This is a genomic window from Pseudomonas saxonica (assembly GCF_007858365.1).
Classification (GTDB): domain Bacteria; phylum Pseudomonadota; class Gammaproteobacteria; order Pseudomonadales; family Pseudomonadaceae; genus Aquipseudomonas; species Aquipseudomonas saxonica.
In genome coordinates this window covers 13,266-33,812 of the sequence record NZ_VFIO01000007.1, presented here as the reverse complement: position 1 = coordinate 33,812, position 20,547 = coordinate 13,266, and the positions used below count along the sequence as shown (strand labels likewise).

21 protein-coding genes are annotated in these 20,547 nt (G+C 58.9%); 15 read left to right on the top strand and 6 right to left on the bottom strand.

Annotated elements, in window-relative coordinates; genetic code table 11:
* Nucleotides 1–19 precede the first annotated feature (19 nt).
* From FJD38_RS16845 to FJD38_RS16825, 5 genes are all read left to right on the top strand, one after another.
* Nucleotides 20–622: a septation protein A gene (locus FJD38_RS16845; protein WP_122783842.1), complete on the top strand. Its 603-nt coding sequence runs from the start codon at nt 20–22 to the stop codon at nt 620–622.
* A gap of 1 nt (nt 623) precedes the next feature.
* Nucleotides 624–923: a YciI family protein gene (locus FJD38_RS16840; protein WP_122783843.1), complete on the top strand. Its 300-nt coding sequence runs from the start codon at nt 624–626 to the stop codon at nt 921–923.
* A gap of 61 nt (nt 924–984) precedes the next feature.
* Entirely contained in the window at nt 985–1,662 is a 678-nt protein-coding gene (locus FJD38_RS16835; RefSeq protein ID WP_146386418.1) for a response regulator transcription factor, read from the top strand.
* 175 nt (nt 1,663–1,837) lie between these two features.
* The gene (locus FJD38_RS16830; protein WP_122783845.1) at nt 1,838–2,269 is read left to right on the top strand and encodes a Spy/CpxP family protein refolding chaperone; all 432 of its coding nucleotides are present in this window, start codon (nt 1,838–1,840) and stop codon (nt 2,267–2,269) included.
* Between the two features lie 78 nt (nt 2,270–2,347).
* On the top strand, nt 2,348–3,682 hold the full coding sequence (locus tag FJD38_RS16825) for a sensor histidine kinase (protein WP_146386416.1): 1,335 nt from the start codon (nt 2,348–2,350) through the stop codon (nt 3,680–3,682).
* Between the two features lie 127 nt (nt 3,683–3,809).
* On the opposite strand, the gene FJD38_RS16820 is transcribed toward FJD38_RS16825, so the two are convergent.
* Nucleotides 3,810–4,370, bottom strand: a complete 561-nt coding sequence (locus FJD38_RS16820) for an NAD(P)H nitroreductase (RefSeq protein WP_146386414.1) — start codon at nt 4,368–4,370, stop codon at nt 3,810–3,812.
* Between the two features lie 118 nt (nt 4,371–4,488).
* Between FJD38_RS16820 and FJD38_RS16815 the strand changes: the two genes are divergently transcribed.
* The 3 genes from FJD38_RS16815 to FJD38_RS16805 all read left to right on the top strand — a co-directional run bounded on the left by FJD38_RS16815 (nt 4,489) and on the right by FJD38_RS16805 (nt 7,691).
* Complete coding sequence (locus FJD38_RS16815; protein WP_122783848.1) at nt 4,489–5,943, top strand: TrkH family potassium uptake protein; 1,455 nt, start codon at nt 4,489–4,491, stop codon at nt 5,941–5,943.
* A gap of 21 nt (nt 5,944–5,964) precedes the next feature.
* Nucleotides 5,965–6,723 carry an AraC family transcriptional regulator gene (locus tag FJD38_RS16810; protein WP_146386412.1) on the top strand — a complete coding sequence of 253 codons (759 nt, stop codon included), beginning with the start codon at nt 5,965–5,967 and terminating at the stop codon, nt 6,721–6,723.
* A gap of 77 nt (nt 6,724–6,800) precedes the next feature.
* Nucleotides 6,801–7,691: a DMT family transporter gene (locus tag FJD38_RS16805; protein ID WP_146386410.1), complete on the top strand. Its 891-nt coding sequence runs from the start codon at nt 6,801–6,803 to the stop codon at nt 7,689–7,691.
* Here FJD38_RS16805 and FJD38_RS16800 read toward each other — a convergent pair.
* A complete protein-coding gene (locus FJD38_RS16800) occupies nt 7,685–7,972 on the bottom strand; it encodes an Rdx family protein (protein WP_122783896.1) in 288 nt (95 codons plus the stop codon). The two genes, FJD38_RS16805 and FJD38_RS16800, sit on opposite strands and share 7 nt — an antisense overlap.
* A gap of 70 nt (nt 7,973–8,042) precedes the next feature.
* Here FJD38_RS16800 and FJD38_RS16795 point away from each other — a divergent pair, with 70 nt between their 5' ends.
* Entirely contained in the window at nt 8,043–10,226 is a 2,184-nt protein-coding gene (locus FJD38_RS16795; RefSeq protein WP_122783851.1) for a patatin-like phospholipase family protein, read from the top strand.
* 54 nt (nt 10,227–10,280) lie between these two features.
* Here the strand turns inward: FJD38_RS16795 and FJD38_RS16790 are convergent, their stop codons facing one another.
* On the bottom strand, nt 10,281–10,715 hold the full coding sequence (locus FJD38_RS16790) for a MarR family transcriptional regulator (protein ID WP_122783852.1): 435 nt from the start codon (nt 10,713–10,715) through the stop codon (nt 10,281–10,283).
* A 117-nt stretch (nt 10,716–10,832) separates the two neighbouring features.
* Nucleotides 10,833–12,962 (bottom strand): DNA helicase RecQ, encoded by a 2,130-nt coding sequence (recQ, locus tag FJD38_RS16785; RefSeq protein WP_122783853.1) that lies wholly within the window; start codon nt 12,960–12,962, stop codon nt 10,833–10,835.
* A 271-nt stretch (nt 12,963–13,233) separates the two neighbouring features.
* Between recQ and FJD38_RS16780 the strand changes: the two genes are divergently transcribed.
* Together FJD38_RS16780 and FJD38_RS16775 are read left to right on the top strand one after the other, a co-directional pair.
* A complete protein-coding gene (locus FJD38_RS16780) occupies nt 13,234–13,821 on the top strand; it encodes a UPF0149 family protein (protein WP_122783854.1) in 588 nt (195 codons plus the stop codon).
* A 4-nt stretch (nt 13,822–13,825) separates the two neighbouring features.
* Nucleotides 13,826–14,224 (top strand): YbaN family protein, encoded by a 399-nt coding sequence (locus FJD38_RS16775; protein WP_146386408.1) that lies wholly within the window; start codon nt 13,826–13,828, stop codon nt 14,222–14,224.
* A gap of 174 nt (nt 14,225–14,398) precedes the next feature.
* On the opposite strand, the gene FJD38_RS16770 is transcribed toward FJD38_RS16775, so the two are convergent.
* Both FJD38_RS16770 and FJD38_RS16765 read right to left on the bottom strand, forming a co-directional pair.
* Nucleotides 14,399–15,004: a tRNA-uridine aminocarboxypropyltransferase gene (locus FJD38_RS16770; protein WP_146386406.1), complete on the bottom strand. Its 606-nt coding sequence runs from the start codon at nt 15,002–15,004 to the stop codon at nt 14,399–14,401.
* A 17-nt stretch (nt 15,005–15,021) separates the two neighbouring features.
* Nucleotides 15,022–15,915 (bottom strand): LysR family transcriptional regulator, encoded by an 894-nt coding sequence (locus tag FJD38_RS16765; protein ID WP_122783857.1) that lies wholly within the window; start codon nt 15,913–15,915, stop codon nt 15,022–15,024.
* 273 nt (nt 15,916–16,188) lie between these two features.
* Between FJD38_RS16765 and speB the strand changes: the two genes are divergently transcribed.
* The 4 genes from speB to FJD38_RS16745 are packed head-to-tail and all read left to right on the top strand — an operon-like array spanning nt 16,189 to nt 20,521.
* Nucleotides 16,189–17,139: an agmatinase gene (gene speB, locus FJD38_RS16760; protein WP_122783858.1), complete on the top strand. Its 951-nt coding sequence runs from the start codon at nt 16,189–16,191 to the stop codon at nt 17,137–17,139.
* Between the two features lie 9 nt (nt 17,140–17,148).
* Complete coding sequence (locus tag FJD38_RS16755; RefSeq protein WP_122783859.1) at nt 17,149–17,574, top strand: YybH family protein; 426 nt, start codon at nt 17,149–17,151, stop codon at nt 17,572–17,574.
* A 21-nt stretch (nt 17,575–17,595) separates the two neighbouring features.
* Entirely contained in the window at nt 17,596–19,107 is a 1,512-nt protein-coding gene (locus FJD38_RS16750) for a purine-cytosine permease family protein (protein ID WP_146386404.1), read from the top strand.
* 34 nt (nt 19,108–19,141) lie between these two features.
* Entirely contained in the window at nt 19,142–20,521 is a 1,380-nt protein-coding gene (locus FJD38_RS16745) for a sodium:solute symporter family protein (protein ID WP_122783861.1), read from the top strand.
* The last annotated feature ends 26 nt before the right edge of the window (nt 20,522–20,547 follow it).

Below are 20,547 nucleotides of genomic sequence, written 5' to 3'. Positions count from 1 at the left end.
CCTGCTTCTGGCTGCCACTGTGAAACAATTCATCGACTTCATCCCGCTGCTACTGTTTTTCATCGTTTACAAAATCGAACCACGCATCGTCGATATTGCAGGCCACAACCTGTCAATCGGGGGCATTTACAGTGCCACGGCCATGCTGATCATCAGTTCCGTGGTGGTTTACGGCTTTTTGTTTTTCAAACAGCGCAAGCTGGAAAAAAGCCAATGGCTGACGCTGATTGCCTGCCTCGTGTTCGGCAGCCTGACGCTGGCTTTCCACAGCGAAACCTTCCTCAAGTGGAAAGCTCCGGTGGTGAACTGGCTGTTTGCACTGGCGTTTGCCGGTAGCCACTTTATCGGCGACAAATTGCTGATCAAACGCATCATGGGCCATGCATTGACCCTGCCCGATGCCATCTGGACTCGCCTGAACCTTGCCTGGATCGGTTTTTTTCTGTTCTGTGGCGCGGCCAACCTGTTTGTGGCCTTCACTTATCAGAGCATCTGGGTCGACTTCAAGGTATTCGGCAGTCTGGGCATGACCGTGCTATTCCTGGTCGCTCAGGGTATCTACTTGTCTCGTCACCTGCATGACGCCGATTCTGCACCGACCAACTCAAAATCCGAGGACTGACATGCTCTACGCAATCGTTGCCACTGACGTCGCCAACTCGCTCGAAGCCCGTATGGCTGCGCGCCCGGCCCACCTTGAGCGTTTGCAACAGCTTAAAGCCGAAGGCCGCATCGTGCTGGCGGGCCCGAACCCGGCCATCGACAGCAATGATCCAGGTGCAGCCGGTTTCAGCGGCAGCCTGATTGTGGCCGAGTTCGAGTCCCTGAATGCAGCCCAAGCGTGGGCAGATGCTGATCCTTACGTTGCCGCGGGCGTTTACGCTTCTGTCAGCGTCAAGCCTTTCAAGCAAGTCCTGCCGTAGTCCGCGGCCTCCCTGACGGCGCCTGCGTAATGAACGCGGCGCCGGCTGAATTGAGTACGCCATGAGCGACCTGTTACTGATAGATGATGACCAGGAGCTGTGTGAGCTTCTGAGCAGCTGGTTGAGCCAGGAAGGCTTCCAGGTCCGTGCTTGCTACGATGGCCAGAGTGCACGCAAGGCGTTGGCTGAAACCAGCCCGGACGCAGTGGTATTGGATGTGATGCTGCCGGACGGCAGCGGTCTTGAGCTGCTCAAACAGCTGCGCAGTGATCACCCCGACTTGCCCGTGCTGATGTTGTCAGCCCGTGGCGAACCGCTGGACCGTATTCTGGGGCTGGAACTGGGGGCCGATGACTATCTGGCCAAGCCCTGTGACCCCCGCGAGCTGACCGCCCGCCTGCGCGCCGTACTGCGCCGCAGTCACCCGCCCGCCGTGTCCAGCCAACTGGAGTTGGGCGACCTGTGTTTCAGCCCGATGCGTGGCGTGGTCACGATCAACAATCACGACATTACCCTGACGGTTTCCGAAAGCCGCTTGCTTGAGGCGTTGCTGCGTCAACCCGGCGAGCCACTCGATAAACAGGAGCTGGCACAAGTCGCCTTGGGCCGCAAACTGACCCTGTATGACCGCAGTCTGGACATGCATGTCAGCAACTTGCGCAAAAAGATCGGCCCGCACGCCGATGGCAGCCCGCGCATTGTGGCGCTGCGTGGCCGTGGCTATTTCTACAGTGCGTAACCGGTGTAAAGCCCTGGGGTGGCACCAAAGGGTCTGGGACGCCAGCGCAACGCATTGTAAATTCAGAAAAAATCCTCTTTACATAACCTTTACGCATGATTGACAGCGGTTGACCTTGCGCGCTCTACACTGAGCACATCCGGATTCACCGGAACCGTACGAAAGGAGACACACCATGCGTAAGACTCTAATTGCTCTGATGTTTGCTGCAGCACTGCCAACCGTCGCAATGGCCGCACCAGGTGGTGATTGCCCAATGGGTCCACGTCACGGCGGTGACCACCACGGTCGCGGTGACGCCCCTTACAGCCAGCTTGACCTGACCAGTGAACAGCGTCAGGAAATTCGCAAGCTGATGGGCGAACAAATGCACGACCGTAAACAACTGGTCGAGAAGTACCTGGAAAAACTGCCAGCGGCAGATCAGAAAGCCCTGAAAGATGAAATGAAGGCCAAGCACGACAAAACTCAGAGCGAGATCCGTGCCTTGCTCAAGCCTGAACAGCAAAAACAGTTCGACGAGATGCAAAAGCACCGTGCTGAGCGTCAAGCCGAGTGGAAAGAGTTTAAAGACTGGAAAGCATCGAAAGCCCCTAAAGCGCAATAATCCCTGCGCTGACAAAGCCCAACGGCCTCCGGTCGTTGGGCTTTACTCGTTTACGCCCATGACCTGAGAGGAATTACCGTGCGATCACTGTTCTGGCGCATTCTGGCCAGCTTTTGGCTGGCAATAGCCTTGGTCGCAGGGCTTTCGATCCTGTTAGGGCACATGCTGAACCAGGACACCTGGATTCTCAGCCGCCACCCTGGCATCGCCAATCTGGCGCAACAATGGACTGAACGCTACGAAACCCAAGGCGCCGATGCGGCGCAAGCATTTCTCGAGCGGCGCAAGCATCACTACCACATCGACGTACAAGTACTGAACGAAAGTGGCGATCCGGTGGTGCGTGGCACCTTCCCGCGCCGTGCGGCCGCATGGGAAGCCCGCCAGCAGCCGGGCGAGCAGCAATTGCCCTGGCGCCGTCTGACCGTTGAATACACCAGCCCGAAAACGTCAGAAACCTATTTGCTGATTTACCGTATCCCAAACCCCGAACTGGACGCCTGGCATCGGCAAAGCCTGATCTGGCCACTGAGTGCGCTGGGTATTGCGTTGGTGGTGCTGACGCTGTTCAGCTTGTTGGTCACACTGTCGATCACCCGTCCGCTGAGCCGCCTGCGGGTAGCCGTGCATGATCTGGGGCAAACCACCTACCAACAAAACAGCCTGGCGCAATTGGCGTCGCGACGCGATGAGTTTGGCGTACTGGCCACCGACTTCAACCGCATGGGCGCACGCCTGCAAAGTCTGATCGGCAGCCAGCGCCAGCTACTGCGTGACGTGTCCCATGAGTTGCGCTCGCCTTTGGCCCGTTTACGCATCGCGCTGGCCCTGGCCGAGCGCGCCAGCCCTGAGGAGCGCGAAAAGCTGTGGCCGCGACTGACCCGCGAGTGCGACCGCCTGGAGTCATTGATCAGTGAGATTTTGACGCTGGCGCGGGTCGATGCTGATCAAGCGAGTGCTGAAGCTATTGACCTCAACGGGCTGCTCAATACCGTGCAAAAAGACGCCTCGCTGGCTGCGCCTGAACAACGTGTTGAACTAAACGCCGAACCCGGCTTAAGCCTCACAGGCTGGCCGACCATGATTGAACGCGCGGTCGATAACCTGCTGCGCAACGCGCAACGCTTCAACCCGTCAGGCGAACCGATTGAGTTAACGGCATTGCGTAAAGGCGAGCACATTGAGATCCGTGTGCGCGATCGTGGGCCGGGGGTGGCTGAGGAGTATCTGACGCAACTGGGTGAGCCGTTCTTCCGTGCTCCCGGCCAGACGGCTGCGGGACATGGCCTGGGGCTGGCAATTGCACGCCGCGCTGCCGAACGTCATGGCGGGCGACTGGTGCTGGGCAATCATCCAGAGGGCGGCTTTGTGGCTACGCTGGAACTGCCGCTAGAGCCTAACGGTAGCGTTTGAGGTCAAAACCCTCACCCCAGCCCTCTCCCAGAGGGAGAGGGAGCTTATTTGTGTGCCGTTACACCTATCTGCTTTTGCTTTAGTCCCCTCTCCCTCTGGGAGAGGGTTAGGGTGAGGGAATCAAGGCTTACACCGACCACGCCTGCACAAACTCAGCGATTTCAACCTTCGGCGCCGTGCGCAGTTCATTCTGCGGTGTGCCCAGGTACAAGAACGCGACCACTTCCTCTCCTTCGGTCAAGCCCAGACCTTTAGCCACCAACGGTGCATACGACAACTCGCCCGTACGCCATACCGCACCAATGCCCTGAGCATATGCGGCCAGTTCAATGGCATGGGCGGCACAGCCCGCCGTGATCAATTGCTCCGACTTTGGCACCTTGAAATGATCCTGCAAGCGCGCGACCACTACGATCACCAACGGCGCACGCAATGGCATGGCGCGGGCCTTGTCCAGCGCGGCCTGAGTCACCTCCCCCGCTTGCGCCTGCACCGCTTGCGCAAGGATTTCACCTAACTGATGACGCGCATCGCCTTCTACCGTCAAAAACCGGTAAGGCCGCAATTGACCATGGTCCGGAGCGCGCAAGGCAGCCGCAAACAGCACTTCACGTTGCTCAGCGGTGGGCGCTGGATCGAGCAGGCGCGGGGCAGAAACACGGTTGAGCAAAGCGTCGAGAGCCTCCATGGGCTACCTCCTGAAGAAAATGTGCAGCTATTCTAACGGTAACTCCTCACAGGCAGGCGGTTTACATAGCCCACCTCACAGGTAGAATGGCGCCCCACTTCAATCCCGAGCTGAATTCATGGCGTTGCCGACCTTACGCATCATCGGTTTTATCATCGGCATCTTCCTGATTACGCTCGCCGTCAGCATGTCAGTGCCAATGCTGACGCTGGTCATTTTCGACCGCATGGGCGACCTGCCCTCTTTTCTGTGGGCCAGCCTGATTACTTTTCTCGCCGGTCTGGCCCTGGTACTCCCCGGTCGTCCTGAACAGGTTCACCTGCGCCCGCGGGACATGTACCTGTTAACGGTGACAAGTTGGGTTGTAGTGGGCATTTTTGCCGCGCTGCCGTTTTTGTTGACTCAGCACATCAGCTACACCGACTCATTCTTCGAAAGCATGTCCGGCATCACCGCCACCGGTTCCACCGTACTCAGCGGGCTGGACACCATGTCCCCCGGCATTTTGATGTGGCGCTCAATGTTGCACTGGCTGGGAGGCATCGGCTTTATCGGCATGGCCGTGGCCATTTTGCCGCTGCTGCGAATCGGCGGCATGCGTCTGTTCCAGACAGAATCGTCTGACCGTTCCGAAAAAGTCATGCCCCGTTCGCACATGGTGGCTCGCCTGATTGTGGCCACGTATGTCGGCATCACCATTATGGGCAGTCTGGCGTTCTGGTGGGCCGGCATGAGCGTGTTCGACGCGATCAACCACGCCATGTCCGCGATCTCCACCGGCGGCTTTTCGACCTCGGACCTGTCGTTGGCCAAGTGGTCACAACCCGCCGTGCACTGGGTCGCCATCGTGGTGATGATATCGGGCAGCCTGCCCTTTACCCTGTATGTCGCAACACTGCGTGGCCATCGCCGGGCATTGATCAAGGATCAACAGGTGCAAGGGCTGCTCGGCCTTCTGGTGGTGACCTGGTTTGTACTCGGCACCTGGCTGTGGTGGACCACTAACATGCCGTACTGGGACGCCTTCCGCCATGTGGCGCTGAACGTCACCTCGGTCGTGACCACCACCGGCTTTGCCTTGGGCGACTACAGCCTGTGGGGCAACTTTTCGCTGATGCTGTTCTTCTATCTGGGGTTCATCGGCGGGTGCTCGGGTTCGACGGCGGGCGGAATCAAGATTTTCCGCTTTCAAGTCGCTTATATTCTGCTCAAGGCTAACCTTAACCAACTGATCCACCCGCGTGCCGTGATCAAACAGAAGTACAACGGCCACCGCCTCGATGAAGAAATCGTGCGCTCGATTCTGACGTTCTCGTTCTTCTTCGCCATCACCATCTGTGTGATTGCGCTGGCGCTGTCGCTGCTGGGTCTGGACTGGATGACCGCCCTGACGGGCGCGGCCAGTACAGTGTCAGGTGTTGGGCCGGGGTTGGGCGAAACCATCGGCCCGTCTGGCAATTTCGCCAGCCTGCCGGATGCGGCCAAATGGATTCTGTCACTGGGCATGCTGCTCGGACGTCTGGAAATCATTACCGTGTTCGTGCTGTGTATACCGGCGTTTTGGCGGCACTAATTCAAGGGCGGCGAGATCACCATGGGCTCAATACTGTCACTGCGCAATTACCGTCATGACGTTTTAACCCACAGCCATGAGCATGCGCAGGTGGTGATCAGTCTGTCCGGCAAGCTGGATTTCGAGGTGGAAGGTCGCGCCAGCGTGCTGCAACAGCAACACCTGATGGTCATCCCCGCAGGCGCTCACCATACCTGCGGCAGCCCTCAAGGCAGCCGCTGCCTGGTGCTCGATGTGCCAGGCGAGAACTGGCTCGGTCAATCCCTGGGGGCCCATGCGCAGGCCAGCCGCCGCCTGCTCGATACCCCCGGCCACTTGCCCCTCGATCATGGGCAACACACGCTGGTCAACTGGCTCGCCAGCAGCCCGGTAAGTGATCCGCTGATTGCCCGCCAAGGCGCGATTCTGTTGCTGGCCAGCCTCAACAACCTGGCCACTGAACAGGCGCAACCGAAACGCCTGCCCTTTGCCGCGCTGGATGCCTACATCGAGCAAAACGCCGCTTACCCCTTGCAGGTCGCTGATCTGGCCCGTATTGCCGGCTTGTCCTGCGCCCGCTTACACAGTCGCTTTGTCAGTGAATGCGCGCAAACACCCATGGACTACCTCCGTCAGCGCCGCCTGCGCAGCGCCTTGACGCTACTGCGCCAGAGCACACTGCCCATTGGTGAAGTCGCCAGTCGGGTCGGATACGCTTCGCAAAGCGCCTTTGCTGCGGCCATGCTGCGTGAGTTCGGGGCCTCGCCCAGCGTGTTGCGCCGCGAGTCTGGCGACAACTGACGCCAGTCTCGCGACAGACAGCCGCCCTCCCCGCGCTTTAGACTGCTTGCCTTGCCTGTATCGATTTAAGGATTGCAATGACTCCCCGTACCGCACTGGGCGCCCTGCATATTGGCGCGTTGATGTTTGGCCTCACCGGCGTATTCGGCAAACTGGCCGCCGCCTCAGCCTCGATTATTGTGTTTGGTCGCGCCGGGTTCGCGGTACTGGCACTGGCGTGCTTTGGCGCACTGGCCAAACAGACGCGCTGGCAAAGGCCATCACTGCGCGATGCTCGTGGCTTGCTGATCAGCGGGCTGTTGCTGGCCGGGCACTGGGTCAGCTTTTTTGTATCGGTCAAAGTGGCCGGGGTGGCCATTGCTACCTTGGGGTTTGCCAGCTTTCCAGCATTCACCGTGGTTCTTGAAGGGCTGATTTTTCGCGAACGCATCCGCGCCAACGAAATCCTGCTGGTGCTGGCGGTCAGTGCCGGGCTGATTCTCGTCACCCCGACCTTTGACATCGCCAGTCAGGCCACTGAAGGTCTCTTATGGGCCGTGGCTTCAGGCCTATTGTTTTCGCTGCTGTCGCTGAACAATCGCGCCAACTCGGGACGTTTGCCTGCCGTGCAGGCAGCCCTGTGGCAAAACGCCGTGGTTGCGCTCTGCCTACTGCCCTTCGCGGCACCCGGCCTGACAGAGGTGCGCCCTCTGGACTGGGTGTGGATAGGCTTACTCGGCGTCTTTTGCACCGGTGTGGCCCATAGCCTGTTTGTCGCCAGCCTGGCGGTGATCAAGGCGCGCACCGCCGCTGTCGTATTTGCCATGGAGCCGGTGTACGGCATCACATTAGCCTGGTTGTTGTTCCACGAAACCCCGACTGTACGCATGCTGCTGGGCGGCGTGCTGATCATTGCAGCCATTGTGGCATCGAGCCGCATGGGCAGCGGCGCGCCTGCCAAACCGGTGCTGGACGCTGGCGCTCACTGAACCCGGTCGTTGTGCCCAAGGTCACGCTGTGGGTCTATCTGGTCGCGCACCCGCTGCTTGAGCACCTTGGCTTCAGGGAAGCCACCATCGGTTTTGCGCTCCCAGATTTGCACACCATCACAGGTAATGCGAAAAGCTCCGCCCGTCGCGGGTTCCAGCGCGACCCGGCCCAAGTCTTCGGCAAAGGTGCTAAGCAGCTCCTGCGCCAGCCAGGCCGCACGCAGTAGCCATTGGCACTGGGTGCAGTAGGTAATCACGATTTCGGGTTTGCTCACGGGCATCATTTCACAGGCTCCTGAAAGAAAGGCGCCGCTATAATAGCCGCCTTTGTCGCTTGCCCAGAGATTCATGATGCGCCGCCTGCTGAGTTGCCTGCTTCTGTGTTTATGCCCTATGGCACTGTTTGCCGTCGAAAAGCCCCAGCCGAAAATCGGCCTGGTGCTCTCCGGAGGCGCAGCCCGTGGTCTGGCCCACGTCGGCGTGCTCAAGGCTCTTGAAGAGCAAGGCATCCGTGTCGATGCCATCGCGGGCACCAGCATGGGCGCGGTGATCGGCGGCCTGTATGCCTCGGGCTACAAGATTGATGAACTGGAAAAACTCGCACTGGGCATCGACTGGCAAGAAGCCCTGTCAGACGATCCGCCTCGCGAAGACATTCCCTTCCGACGCAAGCAGGATGACCGCGACTTTCTGGTCAGGCAAAAACTGAGTTTCCGCGACGATGGCAGCCTCGGCCTGCCATTGGGGGTCATTCAAGGGCAAAATCTGTCGCTGTTGCTTGAAAGCTTGTTGGCCCACAGCAGTGACATTCGCGACTTCGATAAACTGCCCATTCCCTTTCGTGCCGTAGCGACCGATATCGTCAACGGCGACAAAGTGGTGTTCCGCAAAGGTCACCTACCCCAAGTGATAAGGGCCAGCATGTCTATTCCTGCGGTGTTTGCGCCGGTGGAAATAAACGGCCAGTTACTGGTTGACGGCGGCATGGTCGACAACATCCCGGTGGACGTGGCCCGCGAAATGGGGGTAGACCGAGTGATTGTGGTGGATATCGGTACCCCGCTGCGCCCGCGCAAGCAACTCACCACGGTATTCGACATCCTCAACCAGTCCACCACCTTGATGACCCGCAGCAACTCCGAGGTTCAACTGGCCTCGCTGACGCCTGACGATATTTTGATCCAGCCGGCACTGAGCAGTATTGGCGCGACAGACTTTGGCCGCTCGCAAGACATCATCAGCGCCGGTTATCGCGCGACACAGGCGCTGGCACCGCGCCTGGCCGATTTGCGTCACCCGGCTGACGTGCAACTCGACATTGCCCGCACAGCGGAAGAACGCACCCCGGTGATTACCCAGATCAAGATTGAGAATGACTCGAAAATCGACGACGCGGTGATTCGCTATTACATTCGCCAACCCGTGGGCGAACCGCTGGATCTGGGCCGTTTGCAACGGGACATGGGCACCCTGTACGGCCTCGACTACTTTGATCAGGTGCAGTACCGCGTCGTGCACAAGGGCAAGGAGCGCACGCTGGTGATCAGCGCCCGGGCCAAACGCAGCGGCACCGACTTTCTGCGCCTGGGGCTCAACCTGTCGGACGACATGCGCGGCGACAGTGCGTTTAACCTGGGCGCCAGTTACCGGGTCAATGGTATCAACCGGCTCGGCGCAGAGTGGCTGACGCGGGTGCAGATCGGCGACAAACAAGAACTGTACAGCGAGTTCTATCAACCCCTGGATGTGGGTTCGCGCTACTTTGTGGCGCCGTACATCAATGCACAATCACAGAACGTCGAATCCATCCTCGACAACGACCCCATCGCTGAATACCGGCTGGAGCGTTACGGGTTCGGGTTGAATCTGGGACGCCAGATCGGCAATAGCGGTGAGATTCGGGTGGGCATTGGCGAGGCGTGGGGCAAGGCCGACGTACGCATTGGCGATCATGATTTGCCGAGCACCAGCTTCAATGAGGGGTTTTATGACATCAAATACTCATTCGATTCACTGGATAACGTCTATTTCCCGCACTCGGGCTATGACATCGGTCTGAGTGTGCGCCAATTCGACCCGGCGCTGGGTTCCGACGACCGTTACCGACAATGGGAATTTCATCTGGACAAAGCCTTGAGCTACGGCCCCGACACCTGGATTCTGGGCGGCCGTTACGGGCGCACGCTGGACAAGGCCGAAGTCGTGACCTCCAGCTTCCTGCTGGGTGGCGCACGGCAGCTGTCAGGGTTCAGGCAAGACGCAATCTCCGGACAAAACATCAGCCTGATGAGGGCCGTGTATTACCGTCGCCTGACACCGCGTTCATACCTGCCGTTTGATTTCCCGTTGTATGCCGGGGCCTCACTGGAACGCGGACGGGCATGGAACAACGATAACGACTTCGACAGCGGCTATATCAATGCGGCGAGCATTTTTATCGGTTTCGACACACCGCTGGGCCCGCTCAATTTCAGCTACGGGTTCAACGATGATGATCAAAAAGCGCTGTACCTGAATTTGGGCCAGACGTTTTAATACGGCTTGATGTGCGCCGCTCTTGCCAGAGCGGCGCTGGCTTGCAGCAGCCGATCAATGCTTTTCGAGGTTTTCCAGAATGCGCTTGTGAACACGCTGGCAGATGCGCTGTTCTTCTTCATCAACGCCCACAAACAGCTCTTCACGCAATGCTGAAGCAATGGCTTCGATCTGGGCGATCAAAGGCCGCGCGGAATCACTCAGAACGATTTTTTTAGCGCGGCGGTCTTCAGCCACGGCATGACGCTGAACCAGCCCCTGAGCCTCAAGGCTGTCGAGCAGGCGCGCCAAAGTCGGGCCTTCCACCCCGACACTTTGTGCCAGCTCACGCTGAGTCGGGGCTTCTTCAAATCGCGCAAGGTGCAACAGCACTAACCAGCGAGCCTGCGACAAACCCAGACCGGCTAGACGTCGATCGAGTTCGGCACGCCAGCCACGGGACATTTGGGCCAGCTGCATGCCAAAGCGGTGTTGATCGGTTAAAGGCATAAAAAACTCAATGATTAGACTAAAAATTGATTGAAACTAATTATTAGCCAGCTAAGCATGGAGTTTGTTCATAGGCAAGTCCCGCAAGTCAATGATTCGTTACAAATCACTAAATCATTACATCTCAAACTCGGCTTGCAGGGCAGCACGCACGCAATACAGCACACCTTCCGGTACGCGCCCCTTGAATTGCTCTGCAATGCTGGCAACGCTTGGCAGTTCACCCTCCCCATCCAGGAAGGCATCTTGAACTTCAGCCATCAGCTCTTCCGGCAAGTCCAGCGCCTGTTCCAACGACAACTCCTGACGCCCGATGGCCTCAGCCAACATCGTGTAAACGTTCTTTTCAGAACACTGCAATTGCCCGGAAATTTGCAGGGGGGTCATACCGGCGCGGGCCAGGCTGATCAATTCGTGACGGATATCGGCCACGACTTTCGGCGTTTCGGCCTGACCGGCCAGCACTTCGAGGAACGCCTCGCCGTATCGTTCCAATTTGCGCGCGCCCACACCGCTGACGGTGGCCATTTGGGACAGCGTGCCGGGTTGGCTGCGCAACATTTCGAGCAAGGTCGAGTCGGGGAAGATGACGTAAGGCGGCACGCCGTGCTCTTCGGCCAGCTTGCGGCGCAAGGCGCGCAGGGCTTCCCATTGTTCGCGCTCTTCACCACGTACCAGCTGGCTGGCCGGGCTGGCGGAGGTGCTTTTAACCGATGTTTGCGGTTTAAGCTCGCGGCGCAGCTCAAGGCTGACTTCGCCGCGCAGCAACGGCCGGCAGCTGTCGCTCAGGCGCAAACCGCCATAGCCTTCTATATCAATATCAGCCAGACCGCGGGCCACCAACTGGCGGAACAAGGTGCGCCACTCACCTTCCGCACGAGCTTTGCCAACACCGAAAACAGCCAAACGCTCATGGCCCATGCTGCGGATTTTTTCGTTTTCGCGGCCCAATAACACGTCGATCAGGTGGCCGGTGCCATAACGCTGACCTGTGCGGTAAACCGCTGACAATGCCTGACGCGCCGGTTCGGTGGCGTCCCAGGTCTGCACACCGTCAACACAGTTGTCACAATGGCCGCAAGGTTGCGGCATTTCTTCATCGAAATAGGCGAGCAAGGTCTGACGGCGACAGCGGGTCTCTTCGCACAACGCCAGCATGGCATCGAGCTTATGGTGCTCCAGGCGCTTGTGTCGCTCGTCGCCTTCGGAGTTTTGCAGCATTTGCTTGAGCATCACCACGTCTTGCAGGCCGTAGGCCATCCACGCATCGGCGGGCAAGCCATCACGCCCTGCCCGGCCGGTTTCCTGATAATAAGCTTCAAGCGACTTGGGTAAATCCAGATGCGCAACAAAGCGCACGTTGGATTTGTCGATGCCCATACCGAACGCAATGGTGGCCACCATGATCAGCCCTTCCTCATTGAGGAAGCGCTTCTGGTTGGCCGCACGGGTTTCGCTGGGCAGGCCTGCGTGATAAGGCAACGCCGGGAAGCCCTGGGCGCAGAGAAATTGCGCCACTTCGTCGACTTTTTTACGCGACAGGCAGTAAACAATGCCCGCATCGCTGCGCCGCTCCGACAGAAAAGCCAGCAACTGTTTGCGCGGCTGCTCTTTAGGCACGATGCGGTAAAAAATATTGGGACGGTCAAAGCTCGACAAAAAGCGCTCGGCGTTTTGCAAGTGCAACCGGGTAACGATTTCTTCGCGGGTACGCTTGTCGGCGGTAGCGGTCAGGGCGATACGCGGAACCGTGGGGAAAACCTCAGCCAACTGGCCCAGTTGCAAATACTCAGGACGGAAGTCATGCCCCCACTGAGACACACAGTGAGCTTCGTCGATGGCGAACAAGGCAATATCCAGGCTCTGCAAAAAAGCCATCATGCGCGGTTGCACCAGACGCTCGGGCGCCAGATAGAGCATTTTGACTTCACCGCGCTTGATCCGGCTGGCCAGGTCACGCTGCTGTTCGGCACTCAGGGTCGAATTCAAAGCGGCCGCAGCCACCCCCAACTCTTCCAGCGTGGCCACTTGATCGTCCATCAAGGCAATCAGCGGCGAGACCACGACGGCCAGGCCGTCGCGCAACAGCGCCGGCACCTGGAAGCACAAGGATTTGCCGCCGCCGGTGGGCATTAACACCAAGGCGTCGCCACCGTTGGCCACGCGCTCAATGATGTCACCCTGACGGCCACGGAAACTGTCGTAGCCGAAGATGTCTTTGAGTACGCGTTGAGCCTGTTCGAGCATAGAAACTCCAGAAATCGCCGAAACACCCCTGCAAACAGGCGACCCGGCCGGCCGCAAGCCCTGTTAAAAGCTCGGGCACGAGACGCGGGGTATGCCGGATTGATCGCAGGGCATCACAAAACGCGGCAGTATACCCGAGCGCTCCTGCGTGCAGGGCGCTGTAATTGCCCTGCCGATCGCCGGGAAGTCACAGCAAATGTGCGCTGCGACTGGCTTGAACGCTCAAGAAAGCCTAGAATTCGGCATTGTTTATTTACTAGGTAGTCCTTTAATGTCCTTCGCTGAGCAACTAACCCGCCTGCAAGTCTTCCTCGACGCCGACGAGCTGCATGACGAGGCGCTGGACTACGTGGCCACTCACGGCTTCCTGACTGCCTTGTCCATCTGCTCTGAAGAAGTGCCGGAGCGCGAGTGGATTGATGCAATCTTCTCCGAAACCCCGCACTACAAAGACGACGCCCAGCGCGAAGAGATCGAAGCGACCCTGATTCAACTCAAGGCGCACATTGCCCGTCAATTGGCGGCGGACGAAGAGTTCGAACTGCCGTGTGACCTGGATCTGGGCGACGAGCCGGATGACTCCGACCTGCGCGGCTGGTGCATCGGCTTTATGGAAGGCGTATTCATGCGCGAAGCCGCCTGGTTTGAAACCGCTGAAGAAGAAGTCAGCGAAATGCTGCTGCCAATCATGGTGGGTTCGGGCCTTTTCGACGATCAACCTGAGTTCGCCGACATCGCTCAGGACGCCAACCTGATGGACGACATGATCGTGCAAATCCCTGAAGCGCTGACCGCCCTGTTCCTGCTGTGCCAGGCACCTGACGAGAAGCCGGCGATCCTCAAGCCACGTCACCACTGATTCTGTGGCACCGCCCTCTCCAGGCAACCGTTCGCGGTTGCTGCGTTACGTTCTGTTTGCCATCGGCTGGCTGAGCGTAACGCTGGGGGTGATTGGCATCTTCCTTCCGGTTTTACCCACCACCCCCTTTCTGTTACTGGCCGCCGCGTGTTTTGCGCGCAGTTCGCCGCGTTTTTATCAGTGGCTGGTCGACCACCCGCGTCTGGGCCCCTGGATCCGCGATTACCTGGACGGCAATGGCATCCCTCTCAAGGGCAAGGTCTATGCCATTGGTCTGATGTGGCTGAGTATCGGGCTGTCTTGCTATCTGGTGCCGCTGTTATGGGCGCGAGGCTTCATGCTGACCAGTGCCGTGTGTGTCACGATCTACATCCTGCGCCAGAAAACCCTCGAAAAGCCTTGACCCTCCCCCATTCGTAGCAGCGGACGAGTGAAACGAGGCCGCGTTCAGGTGCGAAGCAGCCGTAAAACCTGTTTCGCAGTTTTTCAGCTCTGACTCGACCCTGTGCATCACGAGGACTTCGTCCTCGAACGCAGCCTCGCAGAGCTCGACAGCTGCTACGGAAATAACGAGCTATTAGGCTTTATCGCCATGATTGCGTTCATAAGTCTCAGCGCCCATGGCCTCAATCTGACCCTCGATCAACGCTTCAAACGGGCGCAGCAGCGGTGCAAACGACGTCGGCGCTTCAAGGATTTCCAACGCTTGCACGATTGCTTCCAGCGTCGACAGCGCACCCGGCCCTGGTGCCTTGCGCAGCCGATAACGCGACACCGCGCCTTGCGGCAACGTGACCCGAGGCAACTGCGCCAGCAACGGGTTGAGGTGCAGCAGCTTGCGCACCTTACGCCAGGTGCCATCAGGCACCACTAACAACAGCGGCAGGCTTGCCTCAGCTGATTCATGCGCAGGGAGCACCTGCGCGTCATCACCCGGAAACAGCAATCGCGCCTGATACCCCGGCACGTTAATCAACTCATCAAGATCATCGAACACTTCGCCAACGCGCAATTGCGCATTGGTTAATCCCAATGCGGCCAGTCGCGCCGTGTTCAGCGCATGACTGACTTCACTGGGGTGCTGCAACAGCAACACCCGTGTGCGGCTATCCAGTTGCGGGATCAAGGCACACAAGCAGTGAGTCTGCGGGCGCATGCAACGAGAGCATTGAGCTCGGGACATGGGAGTAAAACTCTCGATCAAAGTGGGTTGAGTTGCGCTTTCAAAAGGTCGCGGAACGTCTGGATCAGCGGCTCACGGCTACGGCCTCGGCGCACGATCATTGAAAACGGCGCCTGATAGCCAAAGGTCGCAGGCAACAGCACGCGCAAGTCGCCCTTTTCTACCCAAGGCTCGGCGTAGTGTTCGGGCAAGTAACCGATATAAGCACCTGACAGCACCAAAATCAGCTGTGCTTCCATGCTGTCGACCGTGGCGGCGCTGTGCTTGAAACCATGTCGCGCCAGCTCGGCCTGACTCCAGTAACCCCGGCCGACCATACGCTGCTGGGTGATCACGGGTTCGGGGATGCGACGCTCAGTAAACAGCGGATGCCGCGAACTGCAATATAACCAGTGCTGTTCGCGGTACAGCGGCTGATAGACCAGCCCGCTCATTCGCGACGAAAACGCGCCAATCGCTAAATCCAGGCGGTTGTCCTGTACCCCCAGTTGCAGCTCATAGGGGCTCATCACCGACAAATGCAGGTGAACGGCCGGGTGTTCCTGGCTGTAGGCACCAATCGCCTGAGCAAAAGGCAACGCTTTGTCGCTCACCGTTGAGTCGATGACACCCAGGTTCAACGTGCCACGCAGTTCGCCCTTGAGCGCCGCCGCGTACTGTTCAAAGCCTTCCAGCTCGCCCAACAGGCGCAAGGTCTCCTGATGGAACAGCTCACCTTTGCTGGTCAGACTAAAGCCACCCCGGCCACGATGGCATAACACCAGACCCAGACTGGACTCCAGTTGACTCATGTAGGTGCTGATGGCCGAAGTGGACAAGTTGAGGGCCTGCTGTGCATTGGCAAAACCCTGATGGCGAACAACGCTGGTAAATATTCGCAATAGTTTCAAGTCGGGCAAAGCGTTGGCCATAAGGGCTCCGGGCTTATTTCAGTTCGGCGGTGTGGCTTACCCTCTCCCAGAGGGAGAGGGGGCTGATTTGAGGCGTTCTTGAAGCCGCGTGCGGTCAGTACCCTCTCCCTCCGGGAGAGGGTTAGGGTGAGGGCAAAGGCGCAAAGTCTACCCAGATCCCGCCCATTAGTTTAGAAAAACCTGAACTAAGTATTTGCCCACAGCGATTCTTTCCGCCTCGTACCTTTCGCAGAATCGGCCGCCATAACCACAACAAACGACGAGGCCCTTACCGTGGACAAAATTCTTCATCAACCACTGGGTGGCAATGAAATGCCACGCTTCGCCGGCATCGCCACCATGATGCGTTTGCCTCATTTGCAATCCGCCGCCGGGCTGGACGCTGCCTTTATCGGTGTGCCTCTGGACATCGGTACGTCGCTGCGCGCCGGCACCCGCTTCGGCCCCCGCGAAATCCGCGCCGAATCCGTGATGATCCGCCCCTACAACATGGCCACCGGCGCCGCCCCCTTCGACTCGCTGTCGGTCGCCGATATCGGCGATGTGGCCATCAACACCTTCAATCTGCTGGACGCCGTGCGCATCATCGAAGAAGCCTACGATGAAATCCTTGAGCACAATGTGATCCCGATGACACTGGGCGGAGACCACACCATCACCCTGCCGATCCTGCGCGCGATCCATAAAAAACACGGCAAGGTCGGGCTGGTGCACATCGATGCCCATGCCGACGTCAACGACCATATGTTTGGCGAAAAAATCGCTCACGGCACCACCTTCCGCCGCGCTGTGGAAGAAGGCCTGCTTGATTGCGACCGTGTCGTGCAAATCGGTCTGCGCGCTCAGGGATATACCGCTGAAGATTTCAACTGGAGCCGCAAACAAGGCTTCCGCGTGGTGCAGGCCGAAGAGTGCTGGCACAAATCCCTCGCCCCACTGATGGCCGAAGTCCGCGAAAAAGTAGGGGACGGCCCGGTGTACCTCAGCTTCGACATCGACGGCATTGACCCGGCGTGGGCCCCAGGCACCGGCACCCCGGAAATCGGCGGCCTGACCACCATCCAGGCCATTGAAGTGATTCGCGGCTGCCAGGGCCTCGACCTGGTGGGCTGCGATCTGGTAGAAGTCTCGCCGCCTTACGACACCACCGGCAACACCTCGTTGCTGGGGGCCAATTTGCTCTACGAAATGCTCTGTGTGCTCCCCGGCGTGACGCACCGCTGAGGGTTGAACATGAGCGATCGCGATGAGGTGCTTGGCGCTGCGGCTGATTTGGTTTCAGCGTTTGCGCGCAACGACCGCGAAGCCTATTTCGGCGCGTTTAGCGCCGATGCCAGCTTCGTGTTTTACACCCTGCCTCAGCCTTTGCTGAACCGCGACGCCTATCAGGCACTGTGGGACAGCTGGCGTCGGGACGAGGGCTTCGAGGTGCTGAGCTGCACCTCGAGCAACGCCTTTGTCAGCCTGCACGGGGACATGGCGGTGTTTGTGCATGACGTGGCCACCGAGCTGCGCATGCACGGGGAGCAACTTTTTAGCCAGGAACGCGAGACCATTGTCTTCAAGAGACAAGCATCGAGCGCACAAGAACAACAAGGCCTGTGGCTGGCCTGTCATGAACATTTATCCGCAATGCCGGAAGGGCTGCCGCCCCATTAGCCAATGTGATCGGAGCTGATCATGAATAATAAAAATAACCATAAGAATGTGCGTCAGATAGAAACCCACGGGGTCGAACAGATCCCGGACAACGAGCGCAGTGCCGGACCGGGCGATTTGTTTCGTTTGATTTTCGGCGGCGCCAATACCTTTGCCACAGCGGTGCTGGGCAGTTTTCCCGTGCTGTTTGGCCTGTCGTTTGAAGCCGGGCTCTGGGCCATTCTGCTCGGGGTGGTGCTGGGCTCGCTGATACTGGCGCCGATGGGGTTGTTCGGCCCCCTCAATGGCACCAGTAATGCGGTGTCTTCCGGGGCGCATTTCGGCGTACACGGGCGCATTGTCGGCTCGTTCCTGTCGCTGCTGACGGCGATTGCCTTCTTCTCACTCTCGGTGTGGAGTTCAGGGGATGCCTTGATCGGCGGTGCCAAGCGCATGGTCGGCCTACCTGAAACCGATCTCAGTCTGGGCCTGGCCTATGGCGTGTTTGCGATCTTGGTGTTGACCGTCTGCATCTACGGCTTCCGCTTTATGCTGTGGGTCAACCGCATTGCAGTGTGGGCCGCAAGCCTGCTGTTTCTGCTGGGGATTTTCGCGTTTGCTCCGGCTTTCGACAGCCATTTCGCTGGCAGTGTCGCTCTCGGTCAAACCGGTTTTTGGGCCGCCTTTATTGGGGCTGCACTGGTAGCCATGAGCAATCCGATTTCCTTCGGTGCGTTCCTCGGCGACTGGTCACGCTATATACCCCGCCACACACTCAAGCGCCGCATCATGCTGGCAGTGATTGCAGCGCAGCTCGCAACGCTGATCCCGTTTGTGTTTGGACTGGCCACCGCCACCATCGTTGCCAGCAAAGCCCCGGACTATATCGCCGCCAACAACTACGTCGGTGGGCTGCTGGCTGTGGCGCCGAGCTGGTTCTTTCTGCCGGTGTGCCTGATCGCGCTGATCGGCGGCATGTCCACCGGTACAACCTCGCTGTATGGCACCGGGCTGGATCTGTCCAGCGTGTTCCCACGGCTGCTGTCGCGGGTAAAGGCGACGCTGCTGATCGGGGTGATGTCGATTGCCTTCATCTTTATCGGCCGCTTCGCCGCGAATCTGGTGCAAAGCGTCTCGACCTTTGCCGTCTTGATCATTACCTGCACCACACCGTGGATGGTGATCATGATCATCGGCCTGATCACACGGCGCGGCTTCTATTGCCCGGATGACTTGCAAGTGTTCACCCGTGGCGAGCGCGGCGGGCGCTACTGGTTCAAGCACGGCTGGAACTGGCGTGGCCTTGGCGCCTGGGTTCCCAGCGCGCTGGTGGGTCTGTGCTTCGTCAACTTGCCGGGCCAGTTCGTCGGGCCGCTGGGCAATCTGGCACAAGGCATCGACATCAGCCTGCCGGTCACCCTCGGTTTGGCATCGTTGATGTACCTGGCCCTGCTCAGCCTGTTCCCGGAACCCGGCGCAGTGTTTGCGCCTGAAGATCCGCGCCGTCAGCGCACCACTGCCCTGGAACCTGCCGTGATGCCTCGCATCGCCTGAGCGCCTCATAACAATAAACTGGAGACTCGCCCCCATGGCTTTAGATCTACTGGTCGTTCTTATCTACGCTGCGGCAATGCTGGTGCTGGGTTACTACGGCATGCGCAAGGCTAAAACCCACGAAGACTATCTGGTGGCAGGTCGCAACCTGGGCCCGACGCTGTATATGGGCACCATGGCCGCCACCGTGCTGGGCGGTGCTTCAACGGTCGGCACCGTGCGCCTGGGTTATGTACACGGGATTTCCGGCTTTTGGCTCTGCGCTGCACTGGGCTGCGGGATCATCGCGCTCAACCTGTTTCTGGCCAAGCCGCTGCTCAAGCTCAAGATTTTCACCGTCACCCAAGTGCTTGAAAAGCGTTACAACCCGATGGCCCGCCAGGCCAGCGCAGTAATCATGCTGGCCTACGCACTGATGATCGGCGTGACCTCGATTCTGGCCATCGGCACCGTGCTGGAAGTGCTGTTCGGCCTACCCTTCTGGGCGTCTGTTCTGCTGGGCGGCGGCGTGGTCGTGGTGTACTCGACCATTGGCGGCATGTGGTCGCTGACCTTGACTGACATCGTGCAGTTTGTGATCAAGACCGTTGGCCTGATGTTTGTACTGCTGCCTATCTGCCTGTACCGAGTAGGCGGCTGGGATGAACTGGTAAGCAAACTGCCCGCTTCCAGCTTCAGCTTTACCAGCATCGGCTGGGACACCATCATCACGTACTTCATGATCTACTTTTTCGGCATCCTGATCGGGCAAGACATCTGGCAGCGCGTCTTTACCGCCAAAACCCCAAAAGTGGCCCAATATGCCGGCACCGTGGCAGGCCTCTATTGCATTGTGTATGGCCTGACCTGCGCCTTGATCGGTATGGCCGCCCACGTGCTGATTCCGGATCTGGGCAACGTCAACAACGCCTTTGCCGCCATCGTCAAAGTGTCGCTGCCGGACGGTATTCGCGGGTTGGTCATTGCTGCTGCACTGGCCGCCATGATGTCCACCGCCAGCGCAGGTTTGCTGGCGGCTTCCACGGTGCTGACCGAAGACCTGCTACCCAAATTGCGCGGCGGCAAGCAATCGAGCCTGGCCATCAATCGGTTGTTTACCTTGTTGACCGGCTTTGTCGTGCTGGGGATCGCACTGGTGGTCAATGACGTGATCAGCGCCCTGACCCTGGCCTATAACCTGCTGGTCGGCGGTATGCTGGTGCCATTGATCGGGGCGATTTTCTGGAAACGCGCCACCACTGCCGGCGCCATTACCAGCATGGGCCTGGGCTTTATCACGGCCTTGGTGTTTATGTTCAAGGATGGGCTGGAAGCCAACACGCCGATTTATTACAGCCTGGGTGTGGCTTTGGTCAGTTTTGTACTGGTCAGCCTGATGGCTCGACGGCCTGCCACGTTGGCAAGCGCGGTCTGAAACTCAACCTGCAGGAGCAACCGGGT

Bases quoted from the DNA above. Each gene is read 5' to 3' on its own strand.
- FJD38_RS16840 (WP_122783843.1), top strand. From the start codon at position 624: ATGCTCTACGCAATCGTTGCCACTGACGTCGCCAACTCGCTCGAAGCC.
- FJD38_RS16835 (WP_146386418.1), top strand. From the start codon at position 985: ATGAGCGACCTGTTACTGATAGATGATGACCAGGAGCTGTGTGAGCTT.
- FJD38_RS16830 (WP_122783845.1), top strand. From the start codon at position 1,838: ATGCGTAAGACTCTAATTGCTCTGATGTTTGCTGCAGCACTGCCAACC.
- FJD38_RS16820 (WP_146386414.1), bottom strand. From the start codon at position 4,370: ATGGAGGCTCTCGACGCTTTGCTCAACCGTGTTTCTGCCCCGCGCCTG.
- FJD38_RS16815 (WP_122783848.1), top strand. From the start codon at position 4,489: ATGGCGTTGCCGACCTTACGCATCATCGGTTTTATCATCGGCATCTTC.
- FJD38_RS16810 (WP_146386412.1), top strand. From the start codon at position 5,965: ATGGGCTCAATACTGTCACTGCGCAATTACCGTCATGACGTTTTAACC.
- FJD38_RS16805 (WP_146386410.1), top strand. From the start codon at position 6,801: ATGACTCCCCGTACCGCACTGGGCGCCCTGCATATTGGCGCGTTGATG.
- FJD38_RS16800 (WP_122783896.1), bottom strand. From the start codon at position 7,972: ATGCCCGTGAGCAAACCCGAAATCGTGATTACCTACTGCACCCAGTGC.
- FJD38_RS16795 (WP_122783851.1), top strand. From the start codon at position 8,043: ATGCGCCGCCTGCTGAGTTGCCTGCTTCTGTGTTTATGCCCTATGGCA.
- FJD38_RS16790 (WP_122783852.1), bottom strand. From the start codon at position 10,715: ATGCCTTTAACCGATCAACACCGCTTTGGCATGCAGCTGGCCCAAATG.
- recQ (WP_122783853.1), bottom strand. From the start codon at position 12,962: ATGCTCGAACAGGCTCAACGCGTACTCAAAGACATCTTCGGCTACGAC.
- FJD38_RS16780 (WP_122783854.1), top strand. From the start codon at position 13,234: ATGTCCTTCGCTGAGCAACTAACCCGCCTGCAAGTCTTCCTCGACGCC.
- FJD38_RS16770 (WP_146386406.1), bottom strand. From the start codon at position 15,004: ATGTCCCGAGCTCAATGCTCTCGTTGCATGCGCCCGCAGACTCACTGC.
- FJD38_RS16765 (WP_122783857.1), bottom strand. From the start codon at position 15,915: ATGGCCAACGCTTTGCCCGACTTGAAACTATTGCGAATATTTACCAGC.
- FJD38_RS16755 (WP_122783859.1), top strand. From the start codon at position 17,149: ATGAGCGATCGCGATGAGGTGCTTGGCGCTGCGGCTGATTTGGTTTCA.
- FJD38_RS16750 (WP_146386404.1), top strand. From the start codon at position 17,596: ATGAATAATAAAAATAACCATAAGAATGTGCGTCAGATAGAAACCCAC.
- FJD38_RS16745 (WP_122783861.1), top strand. From the start codon at position 19,142: ATGGCTTTAGATCTACTGGTCGTTCTTATCTACGCTGCGGCAATGCTG.